General features: G+C 68.4%; 17 protein-coding genes. 13 read left to right on the forward strand and 4 right to left on the reverse strand.

The window, feature by feature from the left end; all coding sequences use genetic code 11:
- Nucleotides 1-37 precede the first annotated feature (37 nt).
- On the reverse strand, nt 38-499 hold the full coding sequence (locus BKA25_RS00920) for a MarR family winged helix-turn-helix transcriptional regulator (protein ID WP_069852875.1): 462 nt from the start codon (nt 497-499) through the stop codon (nt 38-40).
- A 98-nt stretch (nt 500-597) separates the two neighbouring features.
- Entirely contained in the window at nt 598-1,614 is a 1,017-nt protein-coding gene (locus BKA25_RS00925; RefSeq protein WP_236750419.1) for a pyridoxamine 5'-phosphate oxidase family protein, read from the reverse strand.
- Between the two features lie 229 nt (nt 1,615-1,843).
- Between BKA25_RS00925 and BKA25_RS00930 the strand changes: the two genes are divergently transcribed.
- The 9 genes from BKA25_RS00930 (at nt 1,844) to BKA25_RS00970 (ending at nt 12,275) form a co-directional block, all read left to right on the forward strand.
- Entirely contained in the window at nt 1,844-3,016 is a 1,173-nt protein-coding gene (locus BKA25_RS00930) for an FAD-binding oxidoreductase (RefSeq protein ID WP_084643472.1), read from the forward strand.
- A 295-nt stretch (nt 3,017-3,311) separates the two neighbouring features.
- Complete coding sequence (locus BKA25_RS00935) at nt 3,312-4,298, forward strand: ABC transporter ATP-binding protein (RefSeq protein ID WP_069852872.1); 987 nt, start codon at nt 3,312-3,314, stop codon at nt 4,296-4,298.
- 20 nt (nt 4,299-4,318) lie between these two features.
- Nucleotides 4,319-5,002 (forward strand): hypothetical protein, encoded by a 684-nt coding sequence (locus tag BKA25_RS00940; RefSeq protein ID WP_157421318.1) that lies wholly within the window; start codon nt 4,319-4,321, stop codon nt 5,000-5,002.
- Between the two features lie 207 nt (nt 5,003-5,209).
- On the forward strand, nt 5,210-6,247 hold the full coding sequence (locus BKA25_RS00945) for an ABC transporter ATP-binding protein (RefSeq protein WP_084643471.1): 1,038 nt from the start codon (nt 5,210-5,212) through the stop codon (nt 6,245-6,247).
- Nucleotides 6,244-7,005 (forward strand): hypothetical protein, encoded by a 762-nt coding sequence (locus tag BKA25_RS00950; RefSeq protein ID WP_069852869.1) that lies wholly within the window; start codon nt 6,244-6,246, stop codon nt 7,003-7,005. The genes BKA25_RS00945 and BKA25_RS00950 overlap by 4 nt, the downstream gene beginning before the upstream one ends.
- A gap of 262 nt (nt 7,006-7,267) precedes the next feature.
- A complete protein-coding gene (locus BKA25_RS00955; RefSeq protein WP_157421317.1) occupies nt 7,268-7,987 on the forward strand; it encodes a hypothetical protein in 720 nt (239 codons plus the stop codon).
- Nucleotides 7,988-8,379: 392 nt separating this feature from the next.
- Nucleotides 8,380-10,392 (forward strand): Hsp70 family protein, encoded by a 2,013-nt coding sequence (locus tag BKA25_RS00960; protein ID WP_069852865.1) that lies wholly within the window; start codon nt 8,380-8,382, stop codon nt 10,390-10,392.
- 71 nt (nt 10,393-10,463) lie between these two features.
- On the forward strand, nt 10,464-11,177 hold the full coding sequence (gene trmB, locus BKA25_RS00965) for a tRNA (guanosine(46)-N7)-methyltransferase TrmB (protein ID WP_069852864.1): 714 nt from the start codon (nt 10,464-10,466) through the stop codon (nt 11,175-11,177).
- Between the two features lie 66 nt (nt 11,178-11,243).
- A complete protein-coding gene (locus BKA25_RS00970) occupies nt 11,244-12,275 on the forward strand; it encodes a nitric oxide synthase oxygenase (protein WP_236750418.1) in 1,032 nt (343 codons plus the stop codon).
- Between the two features lie 23 nt (nt 12,276-12,298).
- Here the strand turns inward: BKA25_RS00970 and BKA25_RS00975 are convergent, their stop codons facing one another.
- Nucleotides 12,299-12,547: a hypothetical protein gene (locus BKA25_RS00975; RefSeq protein ID WP_069852860.1), complete on the reverse strand. Its 249-nt coding sequence runs from the start codon at nt 12,545-12,547 to the stop codon at nt 12,299-12,301.
- A 514-nt stretch (nt 12,548-13,061) separates the two neighbouring features.
- Between BKA25_RS00975 and BKA25_RS00980 the strand changes: the two genes are divergently transcribed.
- From BKA25_RS00980 to BKA25_RS00995, 4 genes are all read left to right on the forward strand, one after another.
- Nucleotides 13,062-14,303: a sensor histidine kinase gene (locus tag BKA25_RS00980; RefSeq protein WP_172803883.1), complete on the forward strand. Its 1,242-nt coding sequence runs from the start codon at nt 13,062-13,064 to the stop codon at nt 14,301-14,303.
- Nucleotides 14,300-14,956 carry a response regulator gene (locus BKA25_RS00985; protein WP_069852854.1) on the forward strand — a complete coding sequence of 219 codons (657 nt, stop codon included), beginning with the start codon at nt 14,300-14,302 and terminating at the stop codon, nt 14,954-14,956. The genes BKA25_RS00980 and BKA25_RS00985 overlap by 4 nt, the downstream gene beginning before the upstream one ends.
- 304 nt (nt 14,957-15,260) lie before the next feature.
- A complete protein-coding gene (locus BKA25_RS00990) occupies nt 15,261-16,649 on the forward strand; it encodes a serine hydrolase domain-containing protein (RefSeq protein WP_236750417.1) in 1,389 nt (462 codons plus the stop codon).
- A 63-nt stretch (nt 16,650-16,712) separates the two neighbouring features.
- Nucleotides 16,713-18,113 (forward strand): FAD-binding oxidoreductase, encoded by a 1,401-nt coding sequence (locus BKA25_RS00995; protein ID WP_069854171.1) that lies wholly within the window; start codon nt 16,713-16,715, stop codon nt 18,111-18,113.
- Between the two features lie 25 nt (nt 18,114-18,138).
- On the opposite strand, the gene BKA25_RS01000 is transcribed toward BKA25_RS00995, so the two are convergent.
- Entirely contained in the window at nt 18,139-18,342 is a 204-nt protein-coding gene (locus tag BKA25_RS01000; protein WP_157421316.1) for a hypothetical protein, read from the reverse strand.
- Nucleotides 18,343-18,433: the final 91 nt, after the last annotated feature.

The following is an 18,433-nucleotide window of genomic DNA, read 5'->3' on the forward strand; positions in this document are numbered from 1 at the left end:
GGCGGGATTCCTTGAGCCGGCCTGTGAGCCGCCTCGCCTAGAACAGGTCGTTCAGCTTCGGCAGCAGCTTGGCGAGATCGTCCAACTCCGTCGTCGACCACGAGCCGAACTGCTCGTGCAGGCGCTGCCTGCGCCGTTCCTGTAGTGCCCGCAGTCGTTGGGCGCCGACCTCGGTGATCTGAATCAGCCGAGCTCGCCCATCGGTCGGGTCCGCGATGCGGGCGACCAGCCCGAGTTCCACCAGCTGCGCCACCTGCCTGCTGATGGTCGACTTGTCGAGGCCGAAGACCTCCACCAGCTCGGTGCCCCGCATCGGGCCCGTATCGGCGATCAACGCCAGCGTTCCGTACGCGGCGGGCTCCAGCTCCGGGTCGATCTCGGCGGCCAGTCGTAGCGAGATCCGCCGGGCGCGCCGGAACAGGATCGAGAGGCCGTGTTCGATCTCCTCGGCGGCCGTGCGCCGCCGAGGAAGGTCATCCGGGTTCGCGTCGTCACCCACCGGGGCCGAGGCACCTCTCGACTCTGTCTGCACCGACGATGTCACCGAAACCCCCAAAACGGTCTTCCGGCGTGTCAGTGTCGCACTGTGCTCGTCGGTTAACGATTCGCGTCCGGCTGCGGCAGCTCACCGCTGGCGTACGGAAGCCCGCCGGAGAGCAGCGGTGCCGCGGGTGCCACGGAAGCCGCCGGTCCCACCGGTGCCTGCTGCGGCGCCGGACCCCCCTGAGCCGCAGGCCCCTGAGCCGCCGGGGCGGGCTGCGGCGAACTCCACGGCCTCGGCATCCCCTTGGCGGCGAAGTAGTCACCGCCCTTGCGCCGGGTGTCGTCAGTGCCCCACGCACGATCCCTGGCGACCGGCGCGAGCCGGGGGATGTGCTTGCGGCAGTGGATGTATGCCTCCTCGATCGACACCACCACCCACCGCTCCGGAGTGCGGCCCCGGTCGAAATCGCTGGGCAGGTCTGCGTGTTCGGCCCGCAGATCGGCGTCCTCGGCGACGCGTGCCCTGCCGTTGATGTGCAGGCCGATCAGGTCCTGGACGAAGTCGACCATGAGGATGCCGACGTGCGGGTTCTCACTGATATTGCCGAGACTGGCCATCACCCCATTGCCCCGATACTCGGGGTAGGCCACGGTGTACGCGTCGAGCACTCGTATGAAGCCCGCGGGTCCGGCACGCAACGAGGCGTCACACTCACCACCAGCATCGGCGGAGGCGATGAAGGCCATGTCCATCCGGCCGATGAACTCGATCATCATGTCGTTGAGGCGGTCTAGAACTTGGTCGCGGTAGAAGCGCTGAGCGCGCTGTTCGCTCCCGTAGGCGGCCTGCAGCACGTGCTCGCCCGACGACCCCGGCATCGGATGCTGCTGGGGGCCGATCTCCGGTCCAGGTCTGCTCTGCGGGGGTGCCTGCGGCGCGGGCGGTCCGGCCGGGCGGACGGGCGGCGCGGCGGGGCTCCAGCCCGGACGGAAGCCGTTCGGCGGTGGACCGGCCGGTGCGACGGGGTTGTCGAACCGTCGCGGACCGGGACCGGCGACCGGCTCGGCCAGCTCGAGTTCGAGCAAGTCGGCTGCGGCGGTGCCGGTCGGTACCAGAGTCTGCTGGATCACATGTGCCACCGTGTCATGTCCCACTCGGAAGTTCCACGGCCGTCCCTCTACCTTCATCCGTCTGCCGAAGGCATTATTAACGGTGTGTCACCGACCTACGCCCAAAGGTGGCATCAAGGAATGGCTCTGTCTTATGAGGAGTTACTGTCCCTCTCGTTAGGGACCGCGAAGAGGAACGGCGCGTCCGATCGGGCGCGGCGAACTGACTGGAGAAGACTGCACTCGGACCATGACAGCCAACGCCGTGCTTAGCCCTGAGCCCCCTCCCCGGCGCTCGTCGTCGTCGGGGATCAGTGCCACCGTGCGCCTGATCCGAGACAGCTACGCGCATATCGAGCCGCATGCCGACGAGGTCGCGAGATTCTTCTACGGGATGCTCTTCAGCCTCGCTCCGCAGACGCGGGAGCTGTTCCCGGTCAACATGGAGGTGCAGCGGAGCAGGCTGCTGCGTGCCCTGGTCCACTTCGTCCAGATGGTGGATCGCCCGGACGACCTGCTGCCCTTCCTCCGTCAGCTCGGCCGGGACCACCGCAAGTTCGGCGTGGTCGTCTCCCATTACGAGGCCGTCGGTACCGCCCTACTCTCCGCGATCAAGAAGTTCGCCGCCGACATCTGGACGCCGAAGATCGAACTGGCCTGGGCCGAGGCCTACACGATCATGGCCACCACGATGCAGCAGGCCGCCGATGCCGATGAGAACCCGGCCTGGTGGAACGCGCAGGTCATCGACCACCGACGGTTGTCCTGGGACCTCGCGCTGGTTCGGGTCCAGCCGCAGCATCCGGTGCCCTACCGCGCGGGTCAGTACGTCAGTGTCGAGGTGCCGCAACGGCCCCGACTGTGGCGATACATGACACCAGCGAACGCGCCTGCCGCCGATGGCTCCATCGAGTTCCACATCCGGGCCGTGGACGGCGGCTGGGTCAGCCGGTCGATCGTCGGACACACCCAGTACGGCGACAACTGGCGCATCGGGCCGCCGATGGGGCGGATGTCGGTGGACCGGGAGCAGGGTCGTGACGTGGTGATGGTCGCAGGCGGCACCGGATTGGCGCCGATGCGAGCCGTGATCGACGAACTCGCGCGCTACGGCGAGAACCCCCGGGTGCATCTGTTCGTCGGCGGTCGCACGCTGGAGGACATCTACGACCTGGACAACCTGCATCGGCTGAGCATCACCAACCCGTGGCTGACCATCGTGCCGGTGGTGGAGTCGGGTCCGCCGCGCTCCGGCGTCGAACAGGGCACGCTCGCCGATGCCGTCACCCGGTACGGATCCTGGACCGAGCGCGAGGTGTTGGTCTGTGGCTCGCCCGGCATGATCCGAGCCACCGTCTCGCGGATGCTCGTCGCAGGGACCCCGCTGGAGCGCATCCGCTACGACCCCTTCACGTTGGACTGAAACGCCGGCCGGGGCGACCCCGAGCTCCATCCGGTGCGGAGTACCGGATTCATCGCCGCCCTGACCTGGCGAGCACCGCTTCGTCGGTGTGGTGGCGATCCGCCGACCTCGCGGGTCGGTGCGGGCGGTCCCGGAGATACGGCAGGCGTGCTTCGGGGACGGGATCAGGGCGATCACCGATCAATGTCCGATCGTCCTGGGAGACCGTGTGAACAGCGGGCCGGTACCGGTGTGACCGGAGGTCGTCTACGACGCGCCTCCTGCGGCTTCGCGTCATGGCGAGCGAGGAGCGACGGTGATCGAGGCGATCGGATTGACCAAGCGCTACGGCAGACGTACCGCGGTCGAGGACCTGTCGTTTTCCGTGCCGACCGGCGGGATCACCGGTCTGTTGGGGCCCAGCGGCGCGGGTAAGACGACCGCGCTGCGCATGATCCTCGGGGTCTCCCGACCCGACGCGGGCTGGGTGCGCATCGACGGCAGGCGCTATCGCGAACTGGATCGGCCGCTGCGCAAGATCGGCGGTGTGCTGGAGGGGCCGTCGGTTCATCCGAGACGGGCGGTCCGGGCACATCTGGACTGGTTGGCCAAGACCAATGGACTGCCCGCCCGACGGGTGGCCGAACTCCTCGCCTTGACCGGTCTGACCGGGGTTCGCGATCGTCGCGCGGGTGAGCTGTCCTCGGACGAACTCCAGCGGCTCGGCATCGCCTCGGCATTGGTGGCCGATCCGGAGATCCTGGTGGTGGACGAGCCGGGACGGGGGATGCAGCCGGCCGGGGTCGACTGGCTGCACGCACTGTTGCTCCGGCTGGGCGCCGAGGGGCGCACGATCCTGCTGACCGGCAGCCGACTCGCTTCGATGGCGGCGCTCGCCGACCGGCTGGTGGTGATCAGCCGAGGGAAGCTGGTCACCCGATGCCCCACCGAGGAGTTCCTCGACAGCGCGGGTGAGGCCACCGTGCGGGTGCTCAGTCCGCAGCGGTCGATGTTGGCCGCCCGCCTGCGTGGCCGAGGAGCGACCGTCCACGAGGACCTGGCCGGACAGTCACCCGCGCTGTTGGTCTCGGGGATGCCCAGTGCGGTGGTCGGTGAGCTGGCGGAGGAACTCGGCGCGGCGGTGCACGCATTGTCGGTGCATCGGCAGCCGCCTGCCGAGGTGTTGGGGTGGGCCGGGTCGCCGTCGCCTCGGAACGGATCTGGGCTCGCAGGCGGGTGGACCGCGCCGTTCGGCCGGGGGAATCCACACGAGCTCCGGCAACCGAGCGTGTTGGTGCGCTGAGCATGCTTGCGGCCGAACGGGTGAAACTGACGTCGACCGGCCTGTCGTGGTGGTGTGCGGCGCTAGCGGTCGTGGCGACCGTCGCATCGACCGGATTCCTGCTCGCGGAGCTGCCCGCAGACGGCGTGACGGTGGCGCAGACCCAGTTCGGCCATCTACTCGGCCTGCTGCTGATCGCGGTGATGGCGGCGTTGTCGATGACGGCCGAATACCGCTTCGGAACGATCGACGCGACATTCCAGGCCGTGCCGAATCCGGCGTCGGCGCTGGTGGCCAAGGTGTTCGTCGTGGGCGCCTTCGCCGGGGTGACGGGGTTGGCCGCGGCCTTCGGCTCGTGGGGGTTGGCCTCCGTGCTGCGTCCCGGCGTCGCGTTGGCGATCGACCAGGGCGCGGAGTGGGGCCGTCTGTTCGGTGTGGGGCCGGTGTACTTCCTCGTCGCCGCGATCGGGATCTCGGTCGGTGCGCTCGTGCGGCGTCCGGCTCGGGCGATCGGGGTGCTGGCGGGCTGGTTGCTCGTGTTCGAGTGGTGGCTCGGTGGGCTGGCGAGTGCGGCAGGCGCTCCGGTGGGCCTGTCGCCCTTCGCGCTCTCCGACGCGCTGTTGCGATTCCCAGCCCAGCGGCCGTGGGCGCCGGTGCTGTTGATCGTCGAGGTGGCGTCGTTGGTGTGGCTGGCGACGATCATCGCCGCGCGCCGAGCTCGCTAGCCTGCGCGCCGCAGCAGGCGCCTGAGTGACGTGAAATGCGCGCTCTGCTCGCACATTCTCGGCGCAGATCACCCGTTCGCTATAGAAAATCGCAACCTTCTGAACAGGTGAAACGAGGATCACGGGTTGTCATCCTCGATGGTTCGATTGGCAATAAGTGATATCACTTTGCTAGTTTTATGACAGCGCGAGATCCTGGAGGAAACCATGATCGAGGCGAGCGGCCTCACGAAGCGATACGCCAAGACCGTGGCGGTGGACGACCTGAGCTTCAGCGTCCGTCCGGGCACGGTGACCGGATTCCTCGGTCCCAACGGCGCGGGCAAGTCGACGACCATGCGGATGATCCTGGGACTCGACCGCCCGACCCAGGGCGAGGTGCGGATCGATGGAAAGCACTACCGAGACCTGGCCAGACCACTGAACAAGGTGGGGGCCTTACTGGACGCCAAATGGGTGCACCCCAACCGGTCGGCCCGGGCTCACCTGAGCTGGCTGGCGAAGTCCAACCGCCTGCCGGCCAGGCGGGTCGACGAGGTGCTGGACATCGTCGGTCTGGACGGGGTGGCGGGCAAGCGGGCGGGCGGCTTCTCGCTCGGGATGTCGCAGCGACTCGGAATCGCCGCAGCGCTGCTGGGCGATCCGGAGATCCTGCTCTTCGATGAGCCCGTCAACGGACTCGACCCGGAGGGCATCCTCTGGATCCGGACCCTGATGCAGGGTCTGGCGGCCGAGGGGCGCACCGTCCTGGTCTCCAGCCACCTGCTCTCCGAGATGGCACTGACCGCCGAGGAACTGGTGGTGATCGGGCGAGGGAAGCTGATCGCCCAGTGCAGCACCTCGGAATTCGTCGAACAGGCAGGTGAGGCGACCGTCCTGGTCCGCACCCCGCAGGCCGGGCGACTGCTGACGTTGCTGCGCTCCAGTCGGATCGAGGCCGCCGCGTCGGCCGAGGACACCGGCGCCATCACCGTCACGGGCGGCAGCAGTGAGCAGGTCGGCGAGATCGCGGCGGGTGCAGGCATCGTGCTGCACGAGTTGACCACCAAGCGCGGTTCGTTGGAGGAGGCGTTCCTCTCCCTCACCGACGACGCAGTCCAGTACCAATCCCGAGGCGCTGCCGCCGCGACCACCCAGGGCGAGGCCCTTCTCGCGGAGGGGCTGGCCACCCGACTCAACGGTTCGGATCCACGTGAAGACGCGAGCAACCGGGCCCGCGCAGCACGACGGGAGGCAACCCGATGACTCTGCTCGCTGTCGAACGAATGAAGCTCTTCTCGACCAGATCGCCCTGGTGGTGCATGGCCGCCGCCATCGTGGTCAGCGTCGGGTTGACCGCGCTGCTGGTGGCCAATCTGCCATCGGGGGCCGTGTCCATCGGGGCGACCCAGGCCTTCGGCCAGTTCGCGATGATGATCATCATGGTGATGGCGGCGCTCAGCGTCACCACCGAGTACCGCTTCGGCACGATCCGGGCGACCTTCCAGGCGGTGCCCAACCGGACCTCGGTGCTGCTCGCCAAGAGCGTGACCGTCGGGCTGCTCGCCGGTATCACCGGCCTCATCGTGTCCTTCGGTTCGTTCGGGATCTCGATGCTCTTCGCGACCGATTCCGGACTGTCGATCAGTACCGCGACGGACTGGCGTGCCCTGGCCGGACCTGGACTGGCCTTCTTCGTCGGAGCGGTCCTGGCGGTGGCGATCGGAGCGCTGCTGCGGCAACCGTCCGCGGCGATCAGTCTGATCGTGTTGTGGTCGCTGATGATCGAATCGCTGATCCCGATCATTCCCGGCATCGGCGCCGATCTGCAGCCCTGGTTGCCCTTCTACGCCGTCAACCACTTCCTGTTAGGCGAATTGGGTGACCCGAACCTAGCCCAGATGAACCCGGCGCTCGCGGCGGATACGCCGTACAGCCCATGGTTTGCGATCGGCTACTTCGCCGCGTTCACGCTGGCGATGCTGGTGTTGTCGATCATCGTTACCAACCGGCGCGACGCCTGACCAGGCCCGCGACCGCGCCTCGGGGGTGGCGCGTTGTTTCGGGGGTGTGTCCGGTCTGAGTCGGGCGCGAGATCCGGGCAAGCTCACCGAGCTTGCCCGGATCTTTTTTCACTCCGTGGTCGAGTGGTCGGTCACGATGTGTAGCCAATTTCGTGATCTCCAACACAAGTACATAATAATGCTGTTAATTGGAAAGAGAGGTCCCGAATCAGACGTTAACGTTGGTAATGCTGATAGTCCTACCTACCCCTAGGAGGCATGGATGCCAGCACTCCGCAGCAGGCCCGAGCCGAGCGAATCCGATCGACCGGGTCTCTCCTCCGCCGAACACGCCGCGCACGGTGTGGTGCCAAGTGGCGTTCTGCCCAACAACACTCGGCCGAATAGCGCATTGGCCGATCGAATCCCCCTTCCCTCTGCTGATGGATCGACTCGGCTGACCTTGAAAGAAGCCCGATCCACCGCCGATTCGCTGTCCTGGTTGCAGCCATTGCCCGAACTCGAGTGGTCACTGGCTCTGGAAGGCAGCGGCCCCAGCGTCGCCGACGCGCCATGGGACGCCCGTAGTTCGTGGGTGCACTTCGGTGCCGAACTCGACGTACTCGACCTCTATCGCCAAGCCCTGGCCGCAGGCGCCGACCCGGCGGCGCCGTGGTGGCTGCGCGCCATGCACCACGGCGTCCTGCCATCCAGAGAAGCCGGCTACGCCATCGAGGACGCGCTGCACATGGTGCTGTCCGAACGACCGGGCTGGGTCTTCGTCCCGTGGGCCGGAAACGGGCGAAGCTGCTATTGGGAGTACACGCCGTCCGACGACGGCAGAGCCCTGCACCCCACCACGATCATCTTGAGCGAGGCCAGTCCGGGCCTGGTGTTGGTGCTTCCCGCGCAGAGCAGTACTGCGATCCCGCCCGTGCAATTGTCCGGAGTGGACGAGTTGCGAGAGCGGCTTACCGAGATTGGAAGCTGGCGGGTGGCCTAAGACGATGGGCCGCCGCGCGTACGAAGTGTTCTTCGGCGGGCGGGTGAGGTGGGCATGTCCCAGCCGCACCCGCCCGCCGACCTCGTGAACCGAAAGCACTGTGCGCGACACGGCGAATTCGTTTCCCGAGGTGGAGCGTGAACGCGTCGGGGGGCGAGCGCGCTCGCTGCTCCGGATGATGATCGTGCCGCACTCGAAGCGAGGCGACAAGGCCGACCCGTCCGATCCACCGTATTCCGTCTTGTCGGTCGAACGAGCGTCGACACTGGATCGTTTGCCCAATCCCAGGTAACCGAGGTACCGCCAAGGGATGGAATCAAAATCGACGCACTGCCTCCCGGCAGCGATAGTCTGGCGCGACGCGATCAGGCGGAGCCAGGGAGGCAGGACAGGTGCGAGAGCTCGCCGTCGACTTCGGCACCTCGAACACCGTCGCGGGTTTCCGTGCCGCACCCGGCGGGCCGACTCGATTGGTGAACATCGACGGCTGGCCCATGCTGCCCTCCGCCGTGTGGTTGTCCCAGGAGGGAAACCCGGTCGTCGGCCGCGATGCCGAACGGCAGGCACGGTTGGACCCCAGTCGGTACGAGCCCAATCCGAAACGGCGAATCGACGACGGTGAGGTGCTGTTGGGCACCCACGTCGTCCCGGTCGTCGACCTGATCGCCGCAGTGCTGCGCCGCGTCGCCGAAGAAGCGCGCCGTCAACTCGGCGGTGAACCCGACGTCGTCCTGTTGTCGCATCCCGCAGGCTGGCATCGTCTTCGGCGCGAGACCCTGTGCGCCGCCGCCCGCGCGGCGGGCTGGTCGGGGACGCTGCGCCTGGTGGCCGAACCGGTGGCCGCCGCCGCGCACTTCGCCGGCCTCGAACAGCTGCACGGCGGCTTGACCCCTGGGCGAGCGCTGGCCGTCTTCGATATGGGCGGCGGCACCACCGACGCCGCCGTCGTCTTGCGCACCGAGAACGGCGGCTGGCGGGTGCTGGCCGAGGCGGGCCTGGGCGACAGCGGCGGTATCGACATCGATCAGGCGCTGTTAGAACAGGTGCGGTCCGTGGTGGGCCCGGATCGTTCGGAATGGGCGGAGCTGATTCGCCCGACCACCTCCGCCAACAGACGAGCGGCCCGGACACTGACCGACGATGTGCGGGCGGGCAAGGAAGCCCTCTCGCGGTATGCCCAGACCGACATCCCGCTGCCTGCCCCGTTACCGGACGCGCATGTGACCCGCGCCGAACTGGAGACGCTGGTCCGACCGCAGCTGGATCGGGCGGTGGCCATGCTCGCCGCCACCATCACCGGTTCTCGCCTGTCCCCGGGATCGCTGGCCGGGGTGTTCCTGGTCGGCGGGGCCAGCCGGATGCCGCTGATCGCGCGACTGATCTCCGAACGGACCGGGGTGCTCCCGACCGCGGTCGAATCGCCGGAGAGCAGCGTGGTGCTCGGCGCGTTGGCGCTGCCACCCGGCCCGGAGTCCGCAGAGCCCGGCGATCGGCCGCCGACTCGGCCACAGGCAGTGCTGCCGCCGCCCGGACCGATCCCTCAGAGCCCGCCCCACGGACTCCCGCAGCTCCCGTTGCCCCCGACCCATCCGCAGGGCGTCCCGGTGGAGTCCGCCGGGCGGATGCCGCCCAACCCCGATGCCGCCGACTCGTTCGTCACGGTCGGGCCGACCCATGTGATGCAGGCGCCGGGCCCCCGCCGCCGTGCTCCCGCACCGTTGTCCATCGCGCTGGCCGTGTTCGGGGTCGTCGCCGCAGCGGTGGCGGTGGTCGTGGTGCTGGTGACCATGCAGACCAACCGGGCGAACACCACCCGGGATGTGGTGGGCGACGCCGGCCTGGGCACCGAGCCGACCCAGTCGGACGGCACCGAGGTCCTCGACGATGGTGGGTCGGACGGCTCAGATGTGCCCGACGGCGGCGACCCGGACGAGTACGACGGCCCGACCACGACCACGGACGACGTCGATGCCGATGGCCACGGCGCCGCGTTCGGTGCGGCGGCAGGCTTGTTGGAGTTCGCCGGGGTGGCCGTGGAGCGGGCGGACGGCTGCGAGAACGTCGGCGACGACCCGGCGCTCGCCCTGTTCGTGGACACGGCCGTTCGCTGTAGCTACGTCACCGAGGACGGGCACTTCGAGGCCTACTTCTACCAGGGCGAGGCCTGCGATCTGATCTGGAGCGGCGCCCTGGGCGAGGCCGCCGATACCGGTCGATGGTCCGGCGCCGGTATGACGGGCGACTGGCGTGCTCAGCGGGGCGCCATGGCCCCGACCGAGCACCTGCTCTACCGGCCGGACGACGCGGGCGACATCTGCGGCGAGGCCACCCACCTGGAGAGCGAGGAACGGACTTCGGCGGAGGTCGTGGCCTTCTGGGAGTCGACGACCTCGCCAGGTAGTTGAGCCCGGTCGAGTACACCCAGCTCGCGCTCGGATGGCATTGTTTGCTCTTCTGGAGAGGAGCACGACAAGTCATGGCATCCACTGATCAGCAGGCCCATCACCGCACGGTGGTGAGCTATGTGCGCCGAGGCGAGCGGATGACCGCGGGCCAGGAACGTGCCTGGCAGGAGCACTGGGGCACCCTCGGCCTCGACCTCGCCGACTGGGGCGGGCGCGAGCAGCCGATCGACGAGTGGTTCGGCAGGCAGGCGCCGTTGCTCTTGGAGATCGGCTCCGGGATGGGCGAGACCACCGCGCAGCTCGCCGCCGCGGACCCGTCGATCAACTACCTCGCCATCGAGGTGTACAAGCCGGGCCTGGCTCAACTGCTGATGCGTGCCGTCGAACTCGGCGCCACCAACCTCCGTGCGCTGCGCGGGGACGCCGTCGACCTGCTGACCTCGCAGCTGCCCGCAGGCTCGTTGAGCGGCGCGCGGATCTTCTTCCCGGACCCCTGGCCGAAGAGTCGCCATCACAAGCGCAGGCTGATCCAGCCCCGGTTCGTCGCCCTACTCTGTTCTCGACTGGCGCCGGGCGCGACGCTGCACCTGGCAACGGACTGGGCCGACTACGCCGACCAGATGGCCGAGGTCTGCGGCGCGGAGCCGACCCTGCGCAACCGCTATGCCGACGAGCCGGGCGGCTGGGCGCCGAGGCCGCAGTGGCGGCCGGTGACGAAGTTCGAGCGGCGAGCGCGTGCCGAGGGCCGGGTCTCCCGGGACCTGATCTACGAGCGCCGAGCCTGATTCCATCGGCGGAGACGACACGCCGAGAGCAGGACTTCCGGCCCTCCGACGACCGTGGACAGCGGGGTGATCACCATCTCGATCGAGCAGCAACGAGACATCGCGGCGCGGCAGACCGATCGGCAGACTGCCGAGGACTTCATCCGCGCCTTCCACGAGGCACATCCGAGGGCGGGATCGTTGGAGGCCCGGCTGGCCAGAGTGCGGGCCGAGATCCAGCAGACCGGAACCTATCGACAGCTACCGGCGGAATTGGCCTATGGCGCGCGCATCGCGCTTCGGGACAGCGGTTGGTGCGGCAGCGGTGTTCCCTGGTGGGCGACGCGAGTCCGCGACCTGCGCAACGTGCAGGCGGCCTCGGCGGTGGCGACGCAATGCTTCGAGCATCTGCGACTCGCGGTCGACCACGGCGATGTCACACCGATGATCACGGTCTTCGCCCCGGACACACCGACAGGTCCCGGACCGAGGATCTGGAATCACCAGCTGGTCGGATACGCGGGCTATGCCGACGGCGATGGTCGGGTGCTGGGCGATCCGCGTCGGGTCGCGTTCACCAACGCGGCACGCAGGCTGGGCTGGCATCCGCCGGTCGGACGCACCCGCTTCGATCAGCTGCCCTTGATCGTGGCCACCGCGCAGGAGGGTCCTCGGGTGTTCTCACTGCCCAGGGACGTGGTGGCCGAGATTCCTCTGGAGCACCCGGATTTCCCGTGGTTCGTCGAGCTTGGTCTGCGCTGGTACGCGGTCCCGGTGGTCAGCGATATGCGCCTGCGTATCGGCGGCATCGAGTACCCCGCCGCCCCGTTCAACACCTGGTTCATCGGTGGGACGGTGGGGACCCGAGACCTCGGTGCCCAGGACGCCTATGCGATGGCGCTGCCGGTGGCCCTGCGGATGGGGTTGGACACCTCGACGACGAGCTCCGGCTGGTGGGAGTGGGCCTGCGCCGAACTGGATCGGGCCGTGGTGCATTCGTTCGACGCGGCCGGGATCAGGTTGTTCGAGCAGGATGCCGAGGCTGCGCAGCGGATGGCATGGCTGCGTGCCTGGCACCGGCCCGGGGATCGATTGGCCTGTTACGTGCGGGGTCGGTGACACCGGAGTCGGTGACACCGGGCTCAGTGACGCTGGGCCGTCGACGCGAAGGCGTGCTCGAAGATGCTCGGCAGCGCGGCACTGCGACGCTGCGACTCCTCCTGGCGCTTGGCGGCCTGCCGCGCGGCCTTGGCGGCCTGCTTGTTGCGAGCGCGGTTGTCCTCGAAGCTGCTGCGCTCGGCGAGCTCCGGCAGCGCGGTGCTCAATGCCATCAGAACCAGCATGGTCATACCGAGAACGATTCCGGACCAGGTCAACACGGTGGTGATCATTGTGAGCTCCTCGATGTCGTGGCGTTTTGTTGATGGCATAAGCCTGGCTTCCGAGGGGGGTCCGGCGGATCGGCTACAAGGCTGAGAACTGCTCGCCGATCGGCCGGCGTCGTTCCAGCTCGGCGTTCCACGGCGTTCGGGAGCCCGCGCGGGCGCCTGGCCGGATTTCCGAGAGGGGCACGGATTCCAGGAGATCAGCACCGACATCGAGACGGCCGGGCGTACGACAGGCCACGGCGAGAACCGGGCTCCACCAGCGAATACGGCCTTTTTCGAGTAGCCGAGCCGTCGGAGTCTTGGCGCAGGCGAATCGAGAACTCAGCGGGTGCGCGAGTAGCGTCGGCGACGGCCGGGGTCACCTTGTCGGTCTCCGAGACCGACCGTGGTGACGCGACCGGCGCGGTGGGCCATGCGGGTCTGCCGGCAGTACTCGGCCGGATGGCCGGCCATTCGGCCGGTGTGCCGAACCGATCGGCCGAGGGCGCCCACGACGGCGGCCCGTACGGTCGCAACCATGTGGAAGGTGATCGCGGGCTGGACTCGCCGGATACCCGCTCGGTACCGGGCCCTAATTCGACAACAGTGGCCGATCACGCTCGTGCTCTGCGCCACCATGATGCTGCAGACCGGCGCTGTCAGCAGCTCGTTCGGTTACTTCATCGCCATTCCCTATTCCTTCCTGTTCATCCTGATCGTGGCGCTGGCGCCATTGCGTCCGTTCCGGGCAGCGATAGTCGCTTCCCTGTTGGTGGTCGGCACCGTGACCGGCGGATGGCTGTTCGTCGAGCGGTCGGCGCTGATCGTGGGCAATGGGCCGGTGATCATTGCCGCGTTGATGGCCCTGATGGCCTACGCGGTGCGTTACCTGGCCAATCGGCCCGCTCGGTTGGCGATCGCAGCGATCATCATCGCGCTGGAATTCGGGATCGCGGCAGGGCCTCTCGCGGAGCTCCGGCACCTCGGCGATTTCATCAAGATAATGGCCATGGTGCAGCTCCTCATCGGGTTGGCCACGGTGCCATCGGTGCTTGCGGGTCTGTACTTCCGAGGCGCGGACCGGGAACGCGACCAGCGGACCGAACAGGAGATCCGCGAGGCACAACAAGAGGAGCGGATGGCCCTGGCCAGGGAATTGCACGACGTGGTCGCCCACCACGTGACCGGCATCGTCGTGCAGTCCCAGGCCGCCAGGATCGTCGCCGACAACGATCCCGCCGCCGTCGCCAAGGCACTGGAGCTGATCGAGCACAGCGGCACCGAGGCACTGACGGCGATGCGCCGCCTCGTCGGCACGATGCGCGAGGGAACCCGCCCCGGCGAGGAGGAGTCGGCGACCTCGCAGGCGACGATGAACCTCGACGCCGACCTGCGCGCGCTCGTCGATCGCGCCTACCGCAGCGGAATCCCCGCACGGCTGGACGTGGTGCCCGGCGGCGACATCCCGCCCGAGGTCGGCCGGTCGGTGCTGCGACTGGTGCAGGAGGCCATCACCAACGCGGGCAAACACGCGCGCAATCTGACCCTGGTATCGGCGGCGGTGTATCGAATCTCGGAAGGCCTCCGAGTTGTGGTCACCGACGACGGCGATGGCGGGGTGCAGGAACCCATCGGAGGCTCGGGTGGATACGGTCTCGTCGGGATGCGCGAGCGGGTGGATCTGCTCGGCGGCGAATTCAGCGCAGGACCCGGCCCGCAATTCGGTTGGCGGGTCGAGATCTTCCTGCCGATCGAGACCGAGGAGACACAAGCGCCATGACGATCAGGGTGTTGATCGCCGACGACCAGGAGATGGTTCGCGCCGGTTTCTCGATGATTCTCAATGCTCAGCCCGACATCGAGGTGATCGCCGACGTCCCCAACGGCGCAGACGCCCTGCGCTACGCCCGCGAGCTCCGCCCGGACGTCTGCCTGCTGGATATCCGGATGCCGGAGATCGACGGCCTTGAGGTGACCCGCCGACTGGCCGGACCGGGCGTCGTCGACCCGCTCAAGGTCGTGATCGTGACGACCTTCGACCTCGATGAGTACGTCGCATCCGCCCTGGCGGGCGGGGCGAGCGGCTTCCTGCTCAAGGATGCGGGCCCCGCCCTGCTCGTGGAGGCGATCAAAGCAGCCGTGCGAGGCGATGCCCTGGTCTCACCGCAGATCACCGTGCGGCTGCTCAAGCATTTCAACGCGCCTGCCAAGTCCACGGTTCGCCAACCGGCGGATGCGTTGACCGATCGCGAGGTCGACGTGGTGCGCGAGGTGGCCAGGGGCTGCACGAACACCGAGATCGGCACCGAACTGTTCATGTCTCTGTCGACGGTGAAGACGCACCTGGCGGCCGTGCAACAGAAACTCGGCGTCCGCAACCGCGTCGAGATCGCCGCATGGGCCTGGCGGTCCGGGATGATGGCCGACGACTGAAGCACTGTGCGCCTTCTCGGCACCCGATCGCCCGTTCCGAGGGCCCGGTTCGGCCCGTCGTGGTGCCTCGCGGTGCGGACCAGCCTGCGGTCGGCGAGTGCGCTAGTGAAAGTGCCAGATCACGATCTTGTGCTCCATTCGGCCGTAGCGAAAGACGGCACCATGACGATGATGCACTGTGAGTCATGTCGACTGTCGACATATTCGCCGGGCGCCATGGGGGTGGACCGGTGTTTCTGTTCTCAGCCGCCATCGCCATAACGGCGGCTTGACACGGAGAGTGAGCGCCCAAATGATCGATCCCGTGCAGAACCCTGAGCACCATCCGGAGTTGGCGACGGGGACCCTGCGAGCGCTGACCCGACGTCTGGCCGTCGATCAACGCAATGGCCGGGTGCCATCGTTGATGGCGGGACTCGTGCGAGACGGGAAGACGGTCTGGACGGGCGCACGCGGCCGGGTGGAGGACGCCGAGCCCACGCTGGAGACCCAGTACCGGGTCGGCTCCATCACCAAGACCTTCATCGCTGTTCTGATCATGCGGCTGCGTGACGAGGGCCTGCTGCGGCTGGCCGACACCGTCGATCAGCACATCACCGGCACTCCGTTCGGCGATCGCACCATCGCGGCCCTGCTGGCCCACGCCGGGGGACTCACGGCCGAACCGCCGGGACCCTGGTGGGAACGCACGCCGGGCACCGACTGGGACGAGCTGGCCGTGAAGTTCGACGACTCGACGGCGCCACACCGGTCCGGCCGCAGGCATCACTACTCGAACCTCGGCTTCGGCGTGTTGGGCGAGATCGTCGCCCGGCTTCGGGGCCAGGACTGGTTCACCGTGACCACGCGGGAGATCCTCGAACCGCTGGCCCTGACCCGCACCACCGCCCGCCCGGAGGCGCCATATGCCCGAGGTTGGGCCGTGCACCCGTGGGCGGACATCCTGCTCCCCGAGCCGGAGCACGACGGGGTGGCGATGGGCCCCGCAGGCCAGCTGTGGTCGACGGTCCCCGACATGCTGCGGTGGGCGACCTTCCTCGGTGGCGACTCCGCCGAGGTGCTTCATCCGGACACCATCGCCGAGATGGCCGATCCCGTCGTCGTACAGAACGGCGACGAATGGCGCGTCGGCCAGGGCTTGGGACTTCAGCTCGCTCGGCATCAGGGCAGGCGGCTGGTAGGCCACGGCGGTTCCATGCCGGGCTTCCTGTCCACCGTGTGGATGGATGTCACCGAGCAGACCGGAGTCGTCTTCCTGGCCAACGCCACCTCCGGAGTCGGCGGTGCGCTACCGGTCGGCTTGCTGGACATCCTCGCGGAGCACGAGCCCCGTATCCCCGGCGAGTGGCGACCCGCGACGACGACGCCCGATGCCGCGCTGCTCGCCCTGACCGGCGAGTGGTACTGGGGCACCGCCGCCTTCGTCCTGCGACTGCTGCCCGACGGTTTGCTCGATCTCTCCCCGATGCGCGGCGGGGGACGCGCCTCCCGATTCCGTGCGGAGGGCGACCACTGGATCGGCCTCGACGGTTACTACGCGGGCGAACCCCTGCGAGTGGTCTCCGACGCCGACGGCACCGTCAACCACCTGAATCTCAACACCTTCATCTTCACCAGGAAGCCCTACGACCCGGCGGCGCCGATCCCCGGCGACGTCGACCCGGCCGGTTGGGCGGGCCACACGCGGTACTGACGGGCTTTCCGCCAGCCGGATCGGCCCTCGCCGAAAGGCGGTCGGGCGGGCTACGGTGACGTGGTGAAGGTCACCGCACACACGGCGTTACTGGCCGAGCTGCGCGCTGTTCTCGGGCGCGGCGCGGTCCTCACCGATCCCGAGGTGGTCGAGACCTACCGTCGGGACATGATGCCGCTGGCGGCTGCGGGCGTCCCGCTGGCCGTGGTCCTGCCGACCACGGCGAACCAGATCCAGCGGGTCGTCCGCGCGGCCGCGGCGGTCGGGGTGCCGATCGTGCCCCGTGGCGCGGGCAGCGGCCTGTCCGGCGCGGCGAATGCGATCGACGGCTGCCTGATCCTGTCGACCACCCGGATGCGCTCGATCCTGGAGATCGACACGGCCAACCGGCTGGCGGTCGTCGAGCCCGGCGTGGTCAACCTCGATCTACGCGAGGCGGTCGAGAAACACGGCCTGTTCTATCCACCCGACCCCTCCAGCTACGACTGGTGCACCATCGGCGGCAACCTCGCGACCAACGCGGGTGGGCTGTGCTGCGTGAAATACGGCGTCACGACCGATTCGGTGCTGGGTCTGGAGGTCGTGCTCGCCGACGGCGAACTGCTGCGAACCGGGCGGCGCACGGTGAAGGGCGTGGCGGGCTACGACCTGACCAAACTCTTCGTCGGCAGCGAGGGCACCCTGGGGGTGATCACCAAGGCGACGCTGGCGTTGCGGCCGCTGCCGCAGGCTCCCTCGACGCTGGTCGCGACCTTCGCCGAGACCCAGACCGCCGCCTCGGCCGTCAGCCGGATCGTCCGCGCCGGCCTGGTGCCGTCACTGCTGGAGATCATGGACTCGGTGTCGATCGACGCCGTGGAACGGCACCTGAACACCGAACTCGGAGCAGGCGCGGGCAGCGCGGCCCTACTGCTGGCGCAGTCCGACCTCGGGGGCGACGCGGGACGAGCCGAGATCGAGACGCTCGAACAGCTGTGTATCGACGTCGGCGCCGACTTCGCCTACAGCACCAGCGACCTCGCCGAGGGCCGATTGCTGCTGGCGGCCCGCCGGGCCGTGCTGCCCGCGCTCGAACTACTCGGCAGAGGCCTCACCGACGACGTGTGCGTGCCGAGGACCCGGATCGGCGATCTGATCGTCGGTTGTGCGGCCATCTCGCAACGGGTCGGCCTGACCATCGCGGTGGTCGGGCACGCGGGCGACGGCAACATGCACCCGACGATCGTGTTCGACCCCGACTCACCGACCGAGACCAGCCTGGCCCGCGAGGCCTTCGACGAGATCCTGGCGCTCGGGATCTCGCTGGGCGGCACCGTGACCGGCGAGCACGGCATCGGCAAGATCAAGCAGAACTGGCTGGCCAAGGAGATCGGCCCGATCGGCCTGCGCACCCACCGAGCGCTGAAGCAGGCCCTGGACCCGATGAACCTGTTCAACCCCGGATCGATGTTCACGGCCGAGTAAGCAGGCCGCGACCGACGAATCGTCCTCAGATCAGCGAGACCAGGCCGGCGAGCCCACCCGCCGCCAGCCCGATCACGATGATGGTCAACCACCAGAGGACGGGATGGGGTCCTCGCCTGCTTCGGTCGGCCGGTGGCTCATCCTCCGCAGCCGAGCGACCGGACCCGCCCATGACCGCCTGCGCCCGTAGCGCCTGGGACAGCAGCCGTTCGGGATCGTCTGTGCTCACCAGCGCCACGGTAACCCAGCTGGTCGGGCCGCCGAGAGCGACGTGCTCGACTCCGCACCTCGCCAGCCGAGCGTCCCGGGCGGCACGGTGC

The sequence above is a fragment of the Actinoalloteichus hymeniacidonis genome (genome assembly GCF_014203365.1).
Classification (GTDB): domain Bacteria; phylum Actinomycetota; class Actinomycetes; order Mycobacteriales; family Pseudonocardiaceae; genus Actinoalloteichus_A; species Actinoalloteichus_A hymeniacidonis.